Below are 20,409 nucleotides of genomic sequence, written 5' to 3' on the forward strand. Positions count from 1 at the left end.
TGGAATTGCCCTACGATTCCAATAGTTATTCTTAGTCTAAAGTTTCTTCTGTATCTTCTGAAGCTTCAATTTCTTCAGTTTCTTCTACTGCTGGTTCAACTACTTCTGTTTTTTCTCCAGAAAGTTCAGCAATACGGTCAGAATATTCATTTAACTTACGTGTTTTTTCGCTCATTTTTTCAACATCATTGAAATTCATACGAGCATCATCGTCCATGTCTTCTAACTTAATTTCTTCATCATTTGCGTCTAATACTTTCATATCAAGACCTAATGCTTGTAATTCTTTTACTAATACGCGGAATGATTCAGGTACACCTGGTTTAGAAATTTGTTGACCTTTTACGATTGATTCGTAAGTTTTCACACGACCAACAACGTCATCTGATTTGTATGTCAAGATTTCTTGTAATGTGTATGCAGCACCATATGCTTCTAGCGCCCATACCTCCATCTCTCCGAAACGTTGTCCACCAAACTGAGCTTTACCTCCAAGAGGTTGTTGAGTTACTAATGAGTATGGTCCAATTGAACGAGCATGAAGTTTGTCATCAACCATGTGGGCAAGTTTAATCATGTACATTACCCCTACAGATACACGGTTATCGAATGGTTCACCTGTACGTCCATCATATAAAATTGTTTTCGCATCACGAGCCATACCTGCTTCTGCAACTGTTCCCCAAACATCTTCATCTTGCGCACCATCAAATACTGGTGTTGCGATGTAAATGCCTAATTCACGAGCTGCCATTCCTAAGTGTAACTCTAATACTTGTCCAATGTTCATACGTGATGGTACCCCTAATGGGTTTAACATGATGTCAACTGGTGTTCCATCTGGTAAGAATGGCATATCTTCTTCCGGCATAATACGAGAAACTACCCCTTTATTACCGTGACGTCCGGCCATCTTATCCCCTTCATTAATTTTACGTTTTTGAACAATGTATACACGAACTAATTTGTTTACTCCTGGCGCTAATTCATCACCTGCTGCACGAGTGAATACACGTACATCACGAACGATACCGCCGCCTCCGTGAGGAACACGTAATGAAGTATCACGTACTTCACGAGCTTTTTCACCGAAGATTGCATGTAATAAACGTTCTTCTGGTGATTGTTCTGTTAATCCTTTAGGAGTAACTTTACCAACTAAGATATCCCCATCTTTAACTTCCGCACCGATACGGATAATTCCGTTTTCGTCAAGGTTCTTCAATGCATCTTCCCCAACGTTTGGAATTTCACGGGTAATTTCTTCTGGTCCTAATTTTGTATCACGAGCTTCTGAATCATAGTCATCAATATGAATTGAAGTATATACGTCATCTTTTACAAGACGTTCGCTCATGATAACCGCATCCTCATAGTTATATCCTTCCCAAGTCATGAATGCTACTAAAACGTTTTGTCCTAATGCTAATTCACCTTGTTCCATTGAAGGACCGTCTGCTAAGATTTCACCAACATCTACTTTATCGCCTTTTGAAACGATTGGACGTTGGTTATAACACATACCAGCATTTGAACCATGAAATTTAGTAATATTATATTGGTCTAATGAGCCATCTGCTGTACGTACACGTACTTGATTTGCATCTACAAATTCTACGACACCTTCACGTTTACATAGTAAAGCTACCCCAGAGTCATGCGCTGTTACATATTCCATACCTGTACCAATAAATGGTGCTTTTGGATTTAATAACGGAACTGCTTGACGTTGCATGTTGGCACCCATTAACGCACGGTTTGAGTCGTCGTTTTCTAAGAACGGGATACATGCTGTCGCAACAGCAACTACTTGTTTTGGAGATACGTCCATGTAGTCTACACGTTCTACAGGAACTTCTAAGTTTTCTGATACGTAACGAGCCATTACTACATCGTTTACGAAGCTTCCATCTTCATTCAATGGAGAGTTTGCTTGCGCTACTACATAACGGTCTTCTTCGTCCGCTGTTAAGTAGTCAATCTTATCTGTTACTTTATGAGTTTTCCAGTCTACACGACGATATGGAGTTTCAACGAATCCATATTTATTAATTTTAGCGTATGTTGATAAACTGTTGATCAAACCGATGTTTGGTCCCTCAGGAGTTTCAATCGGACACATACGACCATAGTGAGAATAGTGTACGTCACGAACTTCATATCCGGCACGGTCACGAGTCAAACCACCAGGTCCTAAGGCTGATAGACGACGTTTGTGAGTTAATTCTCCTAATGGGTTTGTTTGGTCCATGAATTGAGATAATTGAGATGAACCAAAGAATTCTTTAATCGCTGCTACTACAGGACGAATATTTACTAATTGTTGTGGTGTTACTGTCGCAACATCTTGGATAGACATACGTTCACGAACCACACGTTCCATACGAGATAAACCGATACGGAATTGATTTTGTAATAATTCACCAACTGAACGAATACGACGGTTTCCTAAGTGGTCGATATCGTCTGTTGAGCCGATTCCTTCATATAAGTTTAAGAAGTAGCTGATTGTAGCTAAAACGTCAGCTGCCGATACACATTTAATTTCATCTGGAATATTCGCATTTCCGATTACTTTAATCACTTTTTCAGGATCTTTTGGTGAATATACTTGAACTGATTGAATTGTTACAGGTTCTTGGATAACCCCTTCACTTGAAGGATATAATGTAAATAAGTTTGCTCCTGCTTCTAATGCTTGAGCCACTTTTTCCATAATTTCTTTTTCAAGAACTGTTCCTGCTTCAACAACAATTTCTCCTGTCTCAGGATGTACGATGTTTTCAGCAATTGTTTGATTTAATAAGCGTGTTTTTAAGTTTAATTTTTTATTTACTTTATAACGACCTACTGCTGCAAAATCATAACGACGTGGATCAAAGAAACGAGCTGTTAATAAGTTACGTGAACTTTCAGCTGTTTTTGGTTCACCTGGGCGTAGACGGTCATAAATGTCTTTTAATGCTTCTTCTGTACGTGATTCATCCATACGTTTATGAACATCTTTATCTAATGTTAAACGTAATGTTTCACTTTCACCGAAGATTTCTAAAATTGTGTCATCTGATTCAAAACCTAATGCACGAACTAATACTGTTAATGGAATTTTACGAGTACGGTCAATACGTACATATGAAATGTCTTTTGAATCTGATTCATATTCTAACCATGCACCACGGTTAGGAATTAAAGTTGCGCCATATAAGGCTTTACCATTTTTATCTGGGCGGTCATGGAAGTATGAACCTGGTGAACGTACTAATTGAGATACAATTACACGTTCTGCACCATTAATGATAAATGTTCCCATTTCTGTCATTAATGGGAAATCTCCAAAGAAGACTTCTTGGTCTTTTACTTCTCCAGTTTCTTTATTCACTAAACGCATTTTTACATAAATTGGTGCTGCATAATTTGCGTCGTGATTTCTTGCTTCTGCAAGATTGTATTTTGGAGCATGTAATTCATAATCTAAGAATTCTAATGATAAATTACCTGTATGGTCTTCAATTGGTGAGATGTCTTTAAACATTTCACGAATCCCTTCATCTAAGAACCATTGGTAAGAATCAGTTTGAATTTCAATTAGATTTGGTAATTCTAATACTTCACTGATTCGTGCATAACTTCTACGCACACGGTGTTTACCGTATTTCACATCATGATGTGCCAACTCTTCCACCCCTATATCATAATTTTATGAATAAATATTACAAATTTATTACATTGTTAAATTTTCGTAACAAATGCCGCCTGAAAGTCGTTTTTGAACAAAAAAAAACCAAAAGAATTTCTTTATCCCTTATTAAAAAGAGCGCTCATTCTTTTGTTTTTCCTAATATTCACGGGATTTCTGGACAATATTTCAGTTTCCCGTAAGACTATAGTTACACTTATTGCGTTACATTATTTTAGCGTGAAATTGGCGATTTGTCAAGGTTTTGAAGGACTTTCTTTGTGCGTTTGCAAGAAAGTGCATACATTTTTTTACGTAGTAAAAGAAAGAAGAAAAATGCTTTTTGTTTGCGAGGCCGCCAGTAGCCTCGCTTGCGAGTCTCTTGGCTAAAAATCGAGCCTCGGTCTCGATTTTTACCTGCAACAGAAGCCATCCCCTGGCTTCTATTGCTTTCGCTACAAAAAGATTTTTCTGCTTTCTTTTATATTCTATTTGCGTTTTTCACTAACCCTAACAGTCTGTTATGTCAATTCTCAAATTGTAGTGAATAGGAGTAGAAAATCCTTTTTCTTTAATTTGGTCCAATATTTCCGGTAAGGATTTTTTTGTAGCCAATAAATATTGAAGGTGGCGTTCTAATCCATTATAGTTTCGTTTTGCTTTTGGCAAGATAATATCCGCATCAAAATCACTTTCTACTTGAATATCCGTTACGATTTCATCTGTGACCATTAAACTCAAAACAGGATCATCTGAAATTAGAAATGTCAGTTTTTGTCCGTTAATTGTATTTGTCATTATTCCATCCTCTTTCGTATGTTACTAATTTTCGTGCTATTAAACTACTATTCTTTTATTATTCTGTCAATTCAAATAAGAATATGTCAACCATTTTTAGAACGTAAAAAAGAAAGCAGATAAATACTTTTTGTTTGCGAGGTCGCCAGTAGCCTCGCTTGCGAGTCTCTTGGCTAAAAATCAAGCCTAAAGTCTCGATTTTTACCTGCAATAGAAGCCACACCTTGGCTTCTATTGCTTTCGTTACAAAAAGATTTTTCTGCTTTCTTTTCTATTATATTTTCGTTTTTCACTGACAATTTTTTGTTTCTGCACCAAGAGTTAGGATTTTCCTGGATTTAGTTTTATCCAACTCGATAAACCTAGGCATTGTTATATAACTTCATAGTTTATTTATTATGATGAACATCGTTCTCCAAAAATGGATTAACCAAATCTATCCACTCAAAAGGCAAATAAGCCGATAGATAACCATGATTATATCCTTTTGCTTCATATAAAGTACAATTAGGATGCATTTTTTGAAATAGCTTAGCCGATTCCTTAATGCAACCCATTTCTTTTTCACCATAAATATATAGAACCTGTGCTTTACTTTCTGTAATAGAATATTTAAGCCTATATTCTCCCATATATGTTTGATACATAGTCACCAATGTTTTAATCGGAATCCTTGGCATATCCTCCATATAATAGCCTTCTATTTCTTGCGAATAAGCCATATTGGGATAAATTTTTTTCATTAAACTCAACTGAATTTTACTTGCATATTTGCTAAACATAAGTTTTCCGAATAATTTTACAATAATTGTACTAACCCTCGCCAGCTTGGGCTGAGGAATACAAATACTACCATCTATTATTGCTTTCTGAGCTATATCACTATTTAGCGATAATAACTCAATGGCAATTTGACCTCCCAAAGAAACACCGCCCACTGCAAATAATTTTCCATCGCAATTATTTTTTATATAGTCCATAATTTGCTGTGCGGAATTTTCAGTTGAAATATACTCTTTTTGATATTCTTCTCCATGACCATTAAGTGTTGGTAATATCACATGATATTTATCGGATAATATACGAGCTTGCCGAAGATAATTCCACCAGGAATTACCTCCTCCGTGTATCAATAATATATGTGGAAATTTTTTATCACCAAATTCATGAAATATCATATTCCAAAACCTCTACAAACTCAAATTTGTTAGCTAATAAGATTATTCGCTAACTTATACACTTAATTTATTTTTTTGTTTTCTAAACACGAGACTAGCTAAAAAAGTCTAATGAAGTACTTTATTGCTTTCATTAACTATATATACATAGTTATTGTTTTTTGAAACCCCTTAAATACCGTCAGTTTAACATATTTTTTTCTTTATTGTAAACATGGATTTTTTTCGATTTACGACCTATTAAACGCCTTTTTCCCTGCTCTCAAGAATACGTCACATCCATTTGAAGAGTGGCTCTCCATAGTTCTAAGATTTCTAGTAAGGTTGCATAAATCTAGAACATTTCAAACTGGTTGAGCGACTTTTGATAGTAGTTTTTTTCATTTCTTCAGTAAACTTTGTTAAAGAACACTTAAAATAGTTACACTACGTTTTAAAATTCAGCTAAAAGATGAAAGAAAAATTTTTGTTGCGAAAGTAATGGAAGCCACGCCTGGCTTCCTTTACAGGGAGACTTTGAGACCAAGGCTCAAAGTTTAGCCATGAGACTCGTAGAGGCTGCTGGCGACCTCGCTAACACAAAATTTTTCTTTCATCTTTTAGCCTATACGTGCATTTTAAAAAATATCGTTTACTATTTCATACGTCTTTTATATATACGAAAAACGTCTAAATCTTTTCATCGATTTAGACGTTTTCCATCAATATATTATGCTGTAAAATCAGACATATTCTTTTTAACAACTTCTCCGCTTGGTAAACGTAGTTCAATAGTTCCATCCATATTAAAGATAACACTATCTAATCCTAATTCGTATCTAGCAGCAAATTTTGCAATTTTTTCTTGCACTGGATCTACTGCTGGTGCTTCTTCCAACATTGGGTCTAGCATTGGATTAACTCCTGCGTTACCTTCTGGATTTAACATTCCATTATCTGTTGAATTTTCTGGCTTCACAGGTTTTTCATTCGGTTTTGGAGGCTCTGGTAAAGAATCTGCTGGTTTATTTTCTGTTAGTTGGTTTTCAACTTTTCCAGTAGGCACTTCTGCATTTCCAGATGGTTTATTTTCAATATTTCCTTGAGGTACTTCTCCTGTAAAATCTGCCATATTCTTTTTAACGACTTTTCCACTTGGTAAACGTAATTCAATTGTTCCATCCATATTGAAAATGACACTATCTAATCCTAATCCGTAACTAGCAGCAAATTTCGCAATCTTTTCTTGTACTGGATCTACTGCTGGTGCTTCTTCTAATCCTGGCTCAGAAATAGAATTCTCATTTGGTTTTTCTGACTCAGGTTTTAATCCTTCGCCTGTTGGTGTTGAACTTCCTTCAACTTTCTCTACAGGTTTTCCAGTTTCTTTTGGTGATTCTTCACCTTTTTCTACAGGCTTAGAAGTTTCTTCTGTTTCATGTCCTTTAAATTGTGATAAAACTCCAGGTTTCTCTGTTTGATTATTTTTCTCTAAAATCGGCACTTCTACAATATAAGATGATTGATTTTCTAAATAAGCATTTGCCATGAAAGTTACCGGAATTTTATTTCCTGCTGTCATCGTAGTTCCTTGATTTAATTTTGGAATAGGAAGTTTAATTTCACCGACTTTGTAGTTATTTTCTAAGTATGCATTTCCATGAAATTCATCAAATACTCTGACTAAAGCATCAGTCCCTTTTGGTACTGCATATTGAGGTTTCACTCTTAAATAAGTATCCCCCGCATGGAATGGATAGAAAATCGTACGGCTTGCCATGTTATAAGCTAATGATGATGGAACTGTAAATGTTCCTTCATAATTTACTTCTGGATAATCTTTTGAAGTAATCGTGTATTTAAATGTTTCTCCTGGTAAATATGGTTTATCTAATTCAAAATTAGCAATATTACCGACACCTTCACCAAATACTTTTCCTGATAATTTTTCAATCGTTTTTCCATCTGGAGTCGTTAGTTTCACCATCATATTTGTTCCTAATTTTTTCTCTAATTCTGGAGGGAAACTGAAGGACACACGTTTATGTCCATTTGCTAATGTAAAGTTTTGGTTGTTAAATGTATTATTTTTCAATAATTTTATAACACTTGCTAATTCTTCACCTGTATAAACTTTATTCCCTTCTTTTTTAGCAACTCCTTCTTCTGGTTTAAAGAGTTCATAATTGCTATGAGAGTGCCCAATTCCAACTGGTTTATGTTCATCAATTGGATCAGCGTGATGGTGATCTCCGTGTGGATAAATAATGGCATTTTTTTCTTTATTGACTACAATACTTTCACGTTTTACACCGTATTGTTTCATAATACCTGCAATTTTTTCTTCGATTTTTTTATCTAACTCACTCATTTCTGCAGGTTTCGTTGTATCATCATGGTGATGTTCCTCTTTAGGTGCCGTTGCAGTCCCATCATAGCGTACTTTAGCTGCTTCTAAATGTTCTTTAGGAATTAAATTTTCCCATTTTGTATGGACTAATTGTTCAAATGGAATCACATGAATATCTTTCATATTCCCATTATGAGCTACTAATAAATTTTCTCCTGATGTTCCAATAATATGATTTCCATCAAATAAAAATCCGTCACTTGTTCTATAATGAATTCCGGCAAATTGTTTTTCTTTTGGCTGTGTAGTTGGAGCTTCAGTGTTTGGTTTTGTTTCAGGAGTCGTAGGTTTTGTTGCACTTCCTCCTGTTAAACCATGTAGTTCCTTTTCTACCCTTTCAACTTTTCCAATCGTTGATGTAACAGTATCAGGCTGTGTGCTTTCAGGATTCACTTGATTTTTATAAATAAAATGGAAGTGGTCTCCATGTCGAACTACATAACCTTCTGCTGTTTCACTTACAATATCTTTCTTGTCAAATACATACCCATCATGGTCATGATCATCGTGTTCACCTTCGTGCTCATGTTTCTCACCCTCATGATCATGGTGTTCACTTTCATGGTCGTGATGTTCAGCAGTTACTACAGGATTTCCTTGTTTATCTTTATAAATATAATGGAAATGGTCTCCATGACGAACGATATACCCTGTTTCAGTTTCGCTAACAACATCTTTTTTATCAAAAACATAGCCATCTTCAACTTCTTCATGATGTTCATGTGCTACCGGATTTGTAGCAAGTGTTGTAGCAAGTGTTTGTTGGGCATTATTTTTATAAATAAAATGGTAATGATCTCCGTGACGAACGACATATCCCATTTCATTTTCTTCTACAATGTCATTTGGATTAAACACATATCCGTCATCTGCAGAACTAATGGCTTTCGTAGTAGAAGTTTTTTGTTCATAGATAGCATCTGCTGGTGGAGCTCCGTATACAAAATGATAGTGATCTCCATGTTTTTTTAAGTATCCATTTTCGAATACTTCTCCCACAATTGTTTTTGGTTTGTTTTCTTTTACTTCTTCAGCAATTTTTTCAAATTTTGCTAAATCAGCTTTTGAAATTTCTGTTGTTGTCGTTTCTGATTCTGTTTGCTGACTTGTATTTTAAGTATTAAACAGTGAACAACCTCCCAATAAAACAAGGCTTGCACTCCCAATTAGTAATGATTTTTTATGAATTTTCATTCTATCTCCCTCTTCTATAAAACGTAATCTTTACGTTTTATAACTTTACACTCCTTTTATCTTTCTGTCAATGTTTTTTGAACACGTAATAAAAGAAAGCAGAAAAATGCTTTTTTGTTTGAGAGGTCGCCAGTAGCCCCTATGGGTCTCTTGGCTAAAAATCGAGCCTTGGTCTCGATTTTTACCTGCAATAGAAACCAACCCTTGGTTTCTATTGCTTTCGCTACAAAAAGATTTTTCTGCTTTCTTTTATATTATTTTTGCGTTTTTTCACTGAAATGTATTAGTTCCTAAAAAATAATTACACTACGTTTTAAAATTTAGCTAAACGATGAAAGAAAAATTTTTGTTGCGAAAGTCATGGAAGTCACACCTGGCTTCCATGACAGGTAAAATTTGAGACCAAGGCTCAAATTTTAGCCATGAGACTCGCTTACGAGGCTGCTGGCGACCTCGCTAACACAAAATTTTTCTTTCATCATTTAGCTCATACGTTCAAACAAAAAAAGACTTCGAAACACTATTACGTTTCGAAGTATATTCATCGTTTTCTATTCAACTACTGTTTTATCTAAAAATCCTTTTAAGAATTTTTCAACAATAAAAGTACCTAAGAAGGCAAATAAAATATTAGACACAGCTACGCCAAATACGCTAGGCCAGAATGGCACTTGTAATGAGTAATACAATGCTGCGGCTACTACAAAACCACACCAAATTCCATATGCAGCACTCTTCACATAAGAATTTTTGAAAATACGGTTAAAAACATATAAACTCACTGACTGAATTAAAAATCCAGATAAAATATCAATCGGTCCAAGAGGGCTTGGAATATTACTAATCATTACACCGATTAAAATCCCTAATGACAATTGCGGTTTATAAAATGGCACACCCATTAATAAAGTTGATAAACGGAATTGAAACATCCCGTAAGAAATAGGATTAATTAATGTTAAAACAACATATAATGCCCCTATTAAAGTATTTTGTGTTAATAATCTAATTTGTTTTTTATTCACTATAAAATCTCCAATCCATTTGCTAAAAAGGCTTTGTTTCGATCAATACAAGTTCCACATTTCCCACATGGAGGATACACGCCATTGTAGCAACTATACGTCAATTCATAAGGAACTCCTAATTCGACTCCTTTAGCGACAATATCTTTCTTTTTCACTTGTCCAAATGGAGCAGTCAATCGAACTTTGCCTCCACTTCCTAATTGAACAGCCTGATTCATTGCTTCAATAAATTCAGGCGAACAGTCTGGATAAATAACTCCAGAATCATCCAAGTGTGCTCCAAAATAAATTTCTGAAGCTCCTTTTTGCATCGCAATTCCTGCTAAAATCGAAATAAAAATTCCATTACGAAATTCCACTTCTGTATTTACTTCTGTTTGAGTTGCATAATCTCCTGTACTGACTTCTATATCATTTCCAGCATTTAAAGAAGATTTGCTTCCAGAAAACACAGAAGTAACCTCTAAAATTTGATGTGGAACTTTGTAATAGGCTGCAATTTTTCTAGCAGCTTCTAATTCCAATTCCTTATGCTTTTGATTATATGAAAATGAAATAGCTTCAACCTGAGAATCTTGACTCAAAGCTAGCGCTAATGCAGTCGAACTATCGACTCCACCACTTAATAATACTAATTTCATCCTGATTCTCCTTAACGGTTATCCACTTTTTCAGGATATAAATCATGATTCATCATACGGTGATCTGCCGCTTGTTCCCATTTAGTACCTGGTTTTCCATAATTACAATATGGATCAATTGAGATTCCTCCACGTGGCGTAAATTTGCCCCAAACTTCAATATATTTTGGATCCATTAATTTTACTAAATCTTTCATAATGATATTCATGCAGTCTTCATGGAAATCTCCACGATTTCTAAAGCTAAATAAGTATAATTTTAAAGACTTACTTTCTACCATACGTTCTCCTGGAACATAGCTAATATAAATTGTCGCAAAGTCAGGTTGACCTGTAATTGGACATAATGAAGTAAATTCTGGACAATTAAATTTTACAAAATAATCATTTTCCGGATGTTTATTTGGGAATGACTCTAGCACTTCTGGTGCATAATCATCACGATAAACTGTTTTACTTCCTAAGTGTGTAATTTCTCCCATTTCTTCGTTTTTTCTCATTGTTATTCCTTCTTTCCGGACTCTTTAGACATAAAAAAATCCCTGAAAAACACCATCGTTTTCCAGGAATTGATTGATCATTTCATGTTCAAATAAGCCCTAGTTTTGTTTATAGACAGGATGGTTACGAACTGTCTGACAAGTAGTTTACCATAAATTATATAGATTGACTAGTCTTGAACTAAATGATGAATCCATTTTTGAGAATAAACACGATAAAGTCCTACGACTACTTTTGTCACTTCTTCCATTCCTGCACAAATGACAACTAAGGTAACTGGTAAATGCCACACTCCCGCTGCTAAAAGAGATAATGGGACACCGACTAACCAGACACAACTCATTTCTAATTTCATTCCATAATGAGTATCGCCACCACCTCTTAATACTCCTACAACAATAATGGAATTAATTGTTTTTAAAATGAAAATAACACCCATTACTTGTAATAGTTGTTGACCAAGAGTATACACTTCTGGACTAATATGTCCAAATAATAATAATGTCCATTGTGGCGTTAAACTTTCAATGGCACCAATAACTACACCCGTTATAATGGATAAAATAATAAATCGATTCGCATCTTTTTTTGCTCGATCAATTTTATTTTTCCCAATACTTTGTCCAAGCATAATACTACAACTACTTCCTAGTCCACGGACGATAACAAAGGCTAAGCCTTGAATCGCAACCGCAATTTGCACCGCTGCAGTCGCTTGCGTTCCAACCATCGCATAAGCTGCATTATAAAATACTTGCCCTAATGCCCAAAAAGTTTCATTGACAATAACTGGCAAAGTTGTCTTCCAATAAACTGTCCAAAACTCTTTTGGAATTTTTTGCAAATGTCGAATCGGAATTTGAAGTGGACCTTGATATCGCTTGATGACAAACACTAACACGCCAATTTCAATCAGTCTCGCTACAACCGTTCCTAATGCTGCTCCGACAACTCCCATTGCTGGCAATCCTAATTTCCCAAAAATAAAAATATAATTGAAGAAAGCATTGGCAACAAAACTACTCATCGTTGCTACTAATGGAACTTTTGGATTTCCCGTACTTCTTAAAGCACTCCCTAAAGAAAAACTCCATGCCGTTATAACATATGTTAAGGCAGCTACACGTAAATAGTCCCCACCTGCTTGAACAACAGCTGCGTCCTTCGTAAATAATTCTAAAATTCCATAAGGAAATAACATGGCAACAAACATAAATGCTACAGAAATCGCTGTAGACAACATTAAACTTGCCTGATTAATTTTTCGAACTTGAGGAACATCCCTCACACCCCAATATTGAGCGAATAAAACGGAGGAACCTGTGTTAATCCCAAAACAAATCAATGTAAATAAGAAAAACACCTGATTTGCTAACCCCACACCCGCAATACTCGCATCTCCAAGAGAGGAAATCATCATCGTATCTAATGTGTTCAAAAATGAAGTTAGTAAACTTTGCAACGCAACAGGAATCGCAATCGCAAACATTTGTTGATAAAACGCCTTTGAATTCATCTCATCCTCCTTTTATCATGTATCTATTTCTTCTAAATCATTTTCTCTTAAACTATTCTATACTTTTGATGAATTTCTTTCAAATGATTGTATAACTCCAAACAAAAAAAGGATGAGTGACTCATCCTTTTTTTGTTTGAATTGATTAGATTCCAGGTGCTTCGTTTAGGTGTGCACGTAGCATCCAAATGACTTTTTCAATATCACCTTTGAAGCCGATGCAGATATCTTGTGATACATCATCGCCTTCTTCTCCAGCTGTTTCTATACCTTCTTGGTATAAACCTATTAAGTATTCATATCCTACTAATAAATGTCTTACCCATTCATCAATTGAACGTTCGTAAGATGCAGGAATATCTTGAATTTTAGTGTTATCTGCAAATTCACGTAATGTTGAATATGGTGCTCCCCCAATAATGATTAAGCGTTCTGATACTTCGTCTAATTGAGCGTTAATTTCATCCATTAATTTATCCATTGCTGGGTGTAATGTTATAAATCCACGTCCACGCATATACCAGTGTACTTGGTGAATAATTGCTGCTTGTTGGCTTAAGTCAGCTACTAATTGATTTAATACTAATTTTGTTTTTTCTTTTGACATTTGTCATTCCTCCTTTATGAATAAAGTATATCACAGAATAGAATAATTCTAAACTAGAATGCTCATAATTTTAAAATTTTTATATATTTTTTTGCTATAAAAAACACACTATAATAACAAATACATATACTACTTATACCCCTCGATACAGCAAGATAAAGTCCAATCTTTTCACCGTACCCTCGTAAACCCACGTCCAAAGAAATGGACTTTTCGTAGTAGCGTTAGTACTAGAAGCCACACTGGCTTCTAGTACAGGAAAACTTGAGACCTTAGGCTCAAGTTTTAGCAATAAGACTCGCAATAGCGAGGCTGCTTGCGTGCTTCGCTACAGCTAGACAAAGTCCAATCTCTTTCACCGCACTCTCATACACACACGTCCAAAGAAATGGACTTTTCGTAGTAGTAAACGTAAGAGTAACCAATAGGGTTACTCTTACTCGGGGAAAATCGAGACCTAGGCTCGATTTTTAGCTAAGAGACTCGCAAGGCGAGGCTACTAGCGTCCCTTACTACTACAGACAAAGTCCAATTTACGCCATTACTGGACTGAATAATTAGGCGCTTCTTTGGTAATTTGTATATCATGCGGATGGCTCTCTCTTAATCCAGCACCACTCATACGAATAAATTGCGTATTTTCACGAAGCTCCTCTAAATTATGCGCTCCAACATAACCCATACCAGAACGCAAACCACCAATCATTTGATAAATAATATCACTAGCAGCACCTTTATAAGCTACACGACCTTCAATTCCTTCTGGAACACGCTTATTCGCTTCATTTTTAGATTGGAAATAACGATCACTTGAACCATTTTCCATCGCCGCTAAACTACCCATTCCACGATACGTTTTAAAACGACGTCCTTGATAAATCTCAAATTCACCTGGCGACTCATCAGTTCCTGCTAATAAACTACCTAACATCACAACATGTCCACCAGCAGCAATTGCCTTCACAATATCTCCTGAATATTTAATTCCTCCATCTGCAATAATCGCTTTTCCATATTCTCTTGCAACTGTCGCAGCATCATAGATTGCAGTTACTTGAGGTACACCAACTCCTGCTACCACACGAGTCGTACAAATAGAACCCGGTCCAATCCCTACTTTTACAACATCCACTCCCACTTCGAATAAAGCGCGAGTACCTTCAGCTGTAGCCACATTTCCCGCAATTAATGTTGCATCTGGGAATGTTTCACGAATTTCTTTAATTTTACGGATGACTCCTGCACTATGTCCATGTGCTGTATCAATGACAATCGCATCTACTCCTGCTTCTAATAATGCTTTCGCACGTTCAAAAGTATCAGAAGTAATACCGACTGCTGCCGCTACTAATAATCGTCCATGCTGATCCTTTGCCGAATTTGGGAATTCGATAACTTTCTCAATATCCTTAATAGTAATTAATCCTGATAAATTTCCTTTTTCATCTACTAATGGAAGTTTTTCAATTTTATGTCTTTGTAAAATGCTTTCTGCTTCTTTTAAAGAAGTTCCCACTGGTGCTGTAATTAATGGTTCCTTTGTCATTACTTCTTTAATTTCAATCGAATAGTCTGTAATAAAACGTAAATCACGATTTGTTAAAATACCGACTAGTTTTTGATTATCAAATGATTCCACAATTGGAACCCCACTAATACGATATTTTGCCATTAAGTCTTCTGCTTCTTGCACAGAATGTTTCGGAGTTAAGAAAAATGGATTTAAAATAACGCCACTTTCAGAACGTTTCACTTTATGAACTTCTTCAGCTTGGGCTTCAATCGACATATTTTTATGAATAACGCCTAAGCCACCTTGACGAGCAATTGCAATCGCCATTGTTGAATCGGTAACAGTATCCATACTAGCACTCATCAATGGAATTTTTAACAATAAATTCTTTGCAAGTTGTACTTGTAAATCCACATCATTTGGTAGTACATGACTTTCTGCTGGAATTAAGAGTACATCATCAAACGTATAACCTTCTTTTTGAAACTTCGTTTCCCACATGGACATATTGGAGACCTCCTAGAATCGATAATTTTTTAATAGCTACTATACCATGAACTGAATAAAATTCAAGTAGTTTTTCATTAGAAAACGGTTAATTTATGAACATTATTTGTCATTTGTAATAAAAATATTCTTGTTTTCTTAAATTTCATTTCTACATGTTTTCATTTCGATATCTGTGCTACAATAAATACTATAAATAAAGGGGGATAATGATGAAAAAATTCATTTATATGGTAGCAAGTCTAGCATTTTTAACAGCTTGTCACTCTACTACAACAGAAAACAAAATAGAAAGCACTCAAGCGACTGCTACAACTGAACAAACTACTGTAACGACTCAAAAAAGTAATGGAGAAGCAGATCTATCATTAGGCATTCAAATGGTCGTTAACAAGAAACACAAACTTCCTGCTGATTATAATCCAGGAGAAAATCCAATTGCTGGAGAAAAAGTGAGAGAGCTTATTCAAAAAATGCAAGAGTTAGGTTTCAGTATTAGTAATCAATATAGTGGATTTCGTTCCTACGACTACCAAACTCAGCTTTATCAAAACTATGTGAATAAAGATGGAAAAGAAGCAGCAGATACTTATTCTGCTCGTCCAGGATACAGCGAACATCAAACTGGTCTTGCTTTTGATATTTTAAATGGTTCTGGTGGTTTATTAGGAGAAAATCCTCAAGATGAGAAAGCTATTGAATGGTTGCATAGCCACGCTCATAAATATGGCTTTATTGTAAGATTCCTAGAAGGGAAAGAAGCCATTACTGGTTATCAAGCGGAAGCCTGGCATTTAAGATATGTAGGAGATATTGCAGAAAAAATCTATACTTCAAAACAAACATTAGAAGAATATTTTGGTGTAGAAGGTGGCAATTACGCTGACTGATACTAAAGAAAAAGCCGTTAATCATTAGTGATTAACGGTTATTCTTTATCAATATATTTGACAGTCAGTCACGATTGAATGTTGTTTTTCTTTTAAAGATTCTAATCGTTCTTGATATAAACTTGGGAAAGTTGTCATTCTTGCACGAAGAGGTCTTATTTTTAATGCGGAAACTAAATAATCTACAAATAATAAACAATTATTTCTCCACATTGTATACAATTTAAATTGTGTTTTTCTAAATTTATAAAAAGTTACAGGCATGCATTGTACCATGAAATACGCATACATTTCTTCTTCCTTTTCACTTACAGGATTAAATGAACAAATATCATCTGGAGGTGACCAAGTAAATGATTCCTTCAATACTTTTTCCAAACGATTTTTAATCAATTGTAATTGTTCGTCAGTCACTTCTAAACTATAAATATATAATGTTTTTTGGTAATGTCTCTTACAAAATTTAAAATAATCTTCTCTTGGTGCTTTTAACAATACACCTTCGCCTCTAGCTCCATTTAAAATACAAGCTAATTCATCATAATTTCCATAAGAGTATACATAGCCTTCAATACAAATATCTACATGTCCTAAAACTCCCATGCCGATTTCCATCGCATGAACGATAATTTCTAATTTTGATTTTGCTTCCGGAATTGGTCTAGCTTGACTTGTATCCACTTGGGATAAGTCCATTAACGGTAATAAACGAATTCCTTTTTCTACAATTCTTTCTCCCAATTTTACCATATTGAAAGAGATACACCTCGATTCATTTAACAGTTTCGTTGTCATTATATCATAACAAACCTTAATTCGTTACAAAAATCAAAAAACTCCGGCAATTTTTTGCCGGAGAAAAAAGGATAGAGTTTATTTACTTTTGGGAGGTAAATATTATTCTTTTGGAATGACTAAAGTATAGCCTCTAATTATGAAGATTTTATGACGAAACTATGCTCTTTTCATTTTTTACCAACCTTGTGCTGCATGCAATCCAGCAACATATCCTGTTACAAAGGCTGCTGTAATATTATACCCTCCAGTATATCCATGAATATCTAATAATTCTCCACAGAAATACACTCCTTGAGTGATTTTTGATTCTAATGTTTTTGGATCCACTTCTTTAAGTTGAACTCCTCCACCCGTTACAAAACCTTTTTCAATTGGTAGACTTCCGTTAACTGTAAATCTAAAATCTTGAATAGAGTTTAGTAATTGTTGCACTTCTTGATCGGTCATTTTACCAATCACTTTTTGAGAAGACAACCCAATTTGTTGAAGTAAAAATTCTGCATATCGTTCAGGCATCCATTCTTTTAACGGTGTCTTCACTGTTTTTTGCGGACTATTTTCTTTCCACTCTTGCCATTGTTCTATTAACTCCTGTTTTGTTAAATCAGGTTGTATATTTAATGACATCGTAACTTCTGAGACATTGTCTTTTTGCTGTACTTGGTGAACAAAGCTTGAACAACGTAATACTGCTGGTCCACTAATTCCAAAATGAGTAAAAATCATATCCATTTGATGCGTTACAACGGCTTTCCCTTTTTTATTCAACACACTTAACGCAACATTTCTTAAAGAAAGAGCTCGTAATACACCTTCTTTAATGAAAGTTTCATTACTTGTTAAAGGGACTTCTGTAGCAAATAATGGTGTAATAGTATGTCCTACACTTCGTGCAATTCCGTATCCATCTCCAGTTGACCCTGTTTTCGGATAGGATTTCCCACCAAGTGCTAAAATGACTGCATCTGCTTCGATTCTTTCTCCATTATCTAATTCTACTGCTGAAAACTGTCCTTGTTCTAGTCGAATCGCTTTAACTTTTACATTTGTTCTCACTTGAATGCCTAATCGTTTAATTTCTTCGATAAATGTATTCAAAATGGTTTTAGCAGAATCGGATACTGGAAACATTCTTCCGTGGTCTTCTTCTTTTAATTGAACTCCTCGATTTTGGAAAAATTCGATAATGTCTTGGTTATCAAATTGGGAAAAGGCACTGTGTAAGAAGCGTCCGTTTCCTGGAATGTGTTTAATGATTTCGTCTCTTGAGCGGATGTTTGTTACGTTGCAACGTGTTCCACCTGTTAAGAGTAATTTTCGTCCTAAGCTTGGATTTTTATCTAATAGAATTACTTCTGCGCCTGCTAATGCTGCACTAACGCTCGCCATTAGTCCGCTTGTTCCTCCACCTACTACAATGACTTTCATAATTTCTCCTTTGTATCTTTATTCGTAATTTTACTATAAGGGAAATGATACTTGACCGTCAAACTATAAGGTGAATAAAAAGAAAATACTTTTGGTTAAAGTAACAAAGGACGGTAGCAGCCTTGCTACTGCAAGTCTCATACCTAAAATTCGAGCCTCGGTCTCGAATTTTCCTTACTAGCTTGTTACTATAAAAAGTATTTTCTCTTTATTCATACGCCTTTCATATATATATGCCCAACACCCGAAAAGACTTGCCATAGTAGCATTAGTCCAATAAGTCAGATATGGCTTATTGGACAGGAAAATTTGAGACTCTAGGCTCAAATTTTAGCAATGAGACAGCTCTGCTGGCTGCTTGCGTCTTTCTGCTACTATAGCTAAAGTCCTATTTAATATAATCTACCAAAAATCCATAGCCTTTTTCTTCCATATCTGCTAACGGAATAAAACGAATGGATGCACTATTAATGCAGAAACGTAATCCGCCTTTATCTTGAGGGCCATCATCAAACACATGACCTAAATGAGAATCTGCAATGCGACTGCGAACTTCAATTCGTTTCATATTAAAACTTGTATCTTCCTTATAAGTCACTACTTCTGAAGAAATAGGCTTCGTAAAACTTGGCCAACCACAACCAGAATCAAACTTATCTTTTGAAGAGAAAAGTGGTTCCCCAGTTGCAACATCTACATAAATACCTGCTTCATGATTGTCCCAATACTTATTAGAAAAAGCTATTTCTGTTCGATTTTCTCTAGTAACTGCATATTGTTCTTTTGTCAGAGTCCTTTTCAAAGTTTCATCATCTGGTAATGGGAATAAACTAGGATCAATCACTGGATCATTTGCTTTATTCACATCAATATGACAATAGCCATTTGGATTTTTCTTTAAATAATCTTGATGGTAATCTTCTGCAACAACAAAGTTTCTAAGATTTTCTCTTTCAATGGCTACCTTTTTACCTAACTGTTCTTCTTTTTCTGCTACTACTTGTTCAACAATTTCTTTATCGTCATCATCTTGGTAATAAATTCCTGTTCGATATTGACGACCTACATCATTTCCTTGTTTGTTTACTGATAGAGGATCGATGACTCTAAAGTAATATAATAAAATTTCTCTAAGCGATACGACTTTTGCATCATACGTAATTTTTACTGTTTCTGCATGGTCTGTATCATGAATTAATTGGTAGTTTGTTGTTTCTACTTTTCCATTTGCATACCCACTAACTGCATCTTCTACTCCATTAATTCTTGAGAAATATTCTTCTAATCCCCAAAAACATCCACCTGCTAGATAGATTTCCTTCAACTCTTTTTCTCCCTTATTTTCTGATTTTTTAATCTTTTGTTGGTTAATAATAGAACTAACCTTTTTCTCAATCGGGTTTACGTTCCTTAGAGCAGTTGACGGAGAAGAATAAACGAAATAATAAGAAGCAATCAGCAGTACAATTAACGTTACGACTCCAATCAATATTTTTTTATCCATTATACCCACTCCCTAAATTTTATCGAGATATTTTGAATCTATTTATTTACTAAATATAAGGAGAAAATACTTTTAGGTATAGTAACAAAGGACGGTAGCAGCCTTGCTGTTGCAAGTCTCATACCTAAAATTCGAGCCTTGGTCTCGAATTTTACTTCCACTAGTAACCATCTCCATGGTTACTAGTGGGTTTGTTACTATGAAGAGTATTTTCTCTTTATTCATTACGTCATCTTATATA

14 protein-coding genes are annotated in these 20,409 nt (G+C 35.1%); 1 reads left to right on the forward strand and 13 read right to left on the reverse strand.

What is annotated here, in order from left to right; translation table 11 throughout:
• Positions 1 to 31: 31 nt before the first annotated feature.
• The 10 genes from rpoB to guaB form a co-directional block, all read right to left on the reverse strand.
• Complete coding sequence (gene rpoB, locus RWR88_RS04195; RefSeq protein WP_314450789.1) at positions 32 to 3,673, reverse strand: DNA-directed RNA polymerase subunit beta; 3,642 nt, start codon at positions 3,671 to 3,673, stop codon at positions 32 to 34.
• Between the two features lie 513 nt (positions 3,674 to 4,186).
• Positions 4,187 to 4,474 (reverse strand): hypothetical protein, encoded by a 288-nt coding sequence (locus RWR88_RS04200; protein WP_314450790.1) that lies wholly within the window; start codon positions 4,472 to 4,474, stop codon positions 4,187 to 4,189.
• 389 nt (positions 4,475 to 4,863) lie between these two features.
• Positions 4,864 to 5,652 (reverse strand): alpha/beta hydrolase, encoded by a 789-nt coding sequence (locus tag RWR88_RS04205; RefSeq protein WP_314450791.1) that lies wholly within the window; start codon positions 5,650 to 5,652, stop codon positions 4,864 to 4,866.
• 709 nt (positions 5,653 to 6,361) lie between these two features.
• Positions 6,362 to 9,040 (reverse strand): pneumococcal-type histidine triad protein, encoded by a 2,679-nt coding sequence (locus RWR88_RS04210; RefSeq protein WP_314450792.1) that lies wholly within the window; start codon positions 9,038 to 9,040, stop codon positions 6,362 to 6,364.
• A 746-nt stretch (positions 9,041 to 9,786) separates the two neighbouring features.
• On the reverse strand, positions 9,787 to 10,260 hold the full coding sequence (locus RWR88_RS04215; protein ID WP_314112042.1) for a QueT transporter family protein: 474 nt from the start codon (positions 10,258 to 10,260) through the stop codon (positions 9,787 to 9,789).
• Positions 10,260 to 10,904 carry a 7-cyano-7-deazaguanine synthase QueC gene (queC, locus tag RWR88_RS04220; protein WP_314450793.1) on the reverse strand — a complete coding sequence of 215 codons (645 nt, stop codon included), beginning with the start codon at positions 10,902 to 10,904 and terminating at the stop codon, positions 10,260 to 10,262. The genes RWR88_RS04215 and queC overlap by 1 nt, the downstream gene beginning before the upstream one ends.
• 11 nt (positions 10,905 to 10,915) lie before the next feature.
• Positions 10,916 to 11,404, reverse strand: coding sequence for a preQ(1) synthase (gene queF, locus RWR88_RS04225; RefSeq protein ID WP_314450794.1), 489 nt, complete (start codon positions 11,402 to 11,404; stop codon positions 10,916 to 10,918).
• A 170-nt stretch (positions 11,405 to 11,574) separates the two neighbouring features.
• Positions 11,575 to 12,921 (reverse strand): MATE family efflux transporter, encoded by a 1,347-nt coding sequence (locus tag RWR88_RS04230; protein ID WP_314450795.1) that lies wholly within the window; start codon positions 12,919 to 12,921, stop codon positions 11,575 to 11,577.
• A gap of 145 nt (positions 12,922 to 13,066) precedes the next feature.
• Complete coding sequence (locus RWR88_RS04235) at positions 13,067 to 13,528, reverse strand: DNA starvation/stationary phase protection protein (protein WP_314450796.1); 462 nt, start codon at positions 13,526 to 13,528, stop codon at positions 13,067 to 13,069.
• A 541-nt stretch (positions 13,529 to 14,069) separates the two neighbouring features.
• On the reverse strand, positions 14,070 to 15,548 hold the full coding sequence (gene guaB, locus RWR88_RS04240) for an IMP dehydrogenase (protein WP_314450797.1): 1,479 nt from the start codon (positions 15,546 to 15,548) through the stop codon (positions 14,070 to 14,072).
• A 209-nt stretch (positions 15,549 to 15,757) separates the two neighbouring features.
• Between guaB and RWR88_RS04245 the strand changes: the two genes are divergently transcribed.
• Complete coding sequence (locus RWR88_RS04245; protein ID WP_314450798.1) at positions 15,758 to 16,438, forward strand: M15 family metallopeptidase; 681 nt, start codon at positions 15,758 to 15,760, stop codon at positions 16,436 to 16,438.
• A 48-nt stretch (positions 16,439 to 16,486) separates the two neighbouring features.
• Here RWR88_RS04245 and RWR88_RS04250 read toward each other — a convergent pair whose 3' ends face one another.
• The 3 genes from RWR88_RS04250 to msrB all read right to left on the reverse strand — a co-directional run bounded on the left by RWR88_RS04250 (position 16,487) and on the right by msrB (position 20,168).
• On the reverse strand, positions 16,487 to 17,188 hold the full coding sequence (locus tag RWR88_RS04250; RefSeq protein ID WP_314349797.1) for a hypothetical protein: 702 nt from the start codon (positions 17,186 to 17,188) through the stop codon (positions 16,487 to 16,489).
• Between the two features lie 222 nt (positions 17,189 to 17,410).
• Positions 17,411 to 18,664 (reverse strand): NAD(P)/FAD-dependent oxidoreductase, encoded by a 1,254-nt coding sequence (locus RWR88_RS04255; protein WP_314450799.1) that lies wholly within the window; start codon positions 18,662 to 18,664, stop codon positions 17,411 to 17,413.
• Between the two features lie 388 nt (positions 18,665 to 19,052).
• On the reverse strand, positions 19,053 to 20,168 hold the full coding sequence (msrB, locus tag RWR88_RS04260; RefSeq protein ID WP_314450800.1) for a peptide-methionine (R)-S-oxide reductase MsrB: 1,116 nt from the start codon (positions 20,166 to 20,168) through the stop codon (positions 19,053 to 19,055).
• Between the last annotated feature and the right edge of the window lie 241 nt (positions 20,169 to 20,409).

This window comes from uncultured Granulicatella sp., from assembly GCF_963528195.1.
Lineage (GTDB): Bacteria > Bacillota > Bacilli > Lactobacillales > Aerococcaceae > Granulicatella.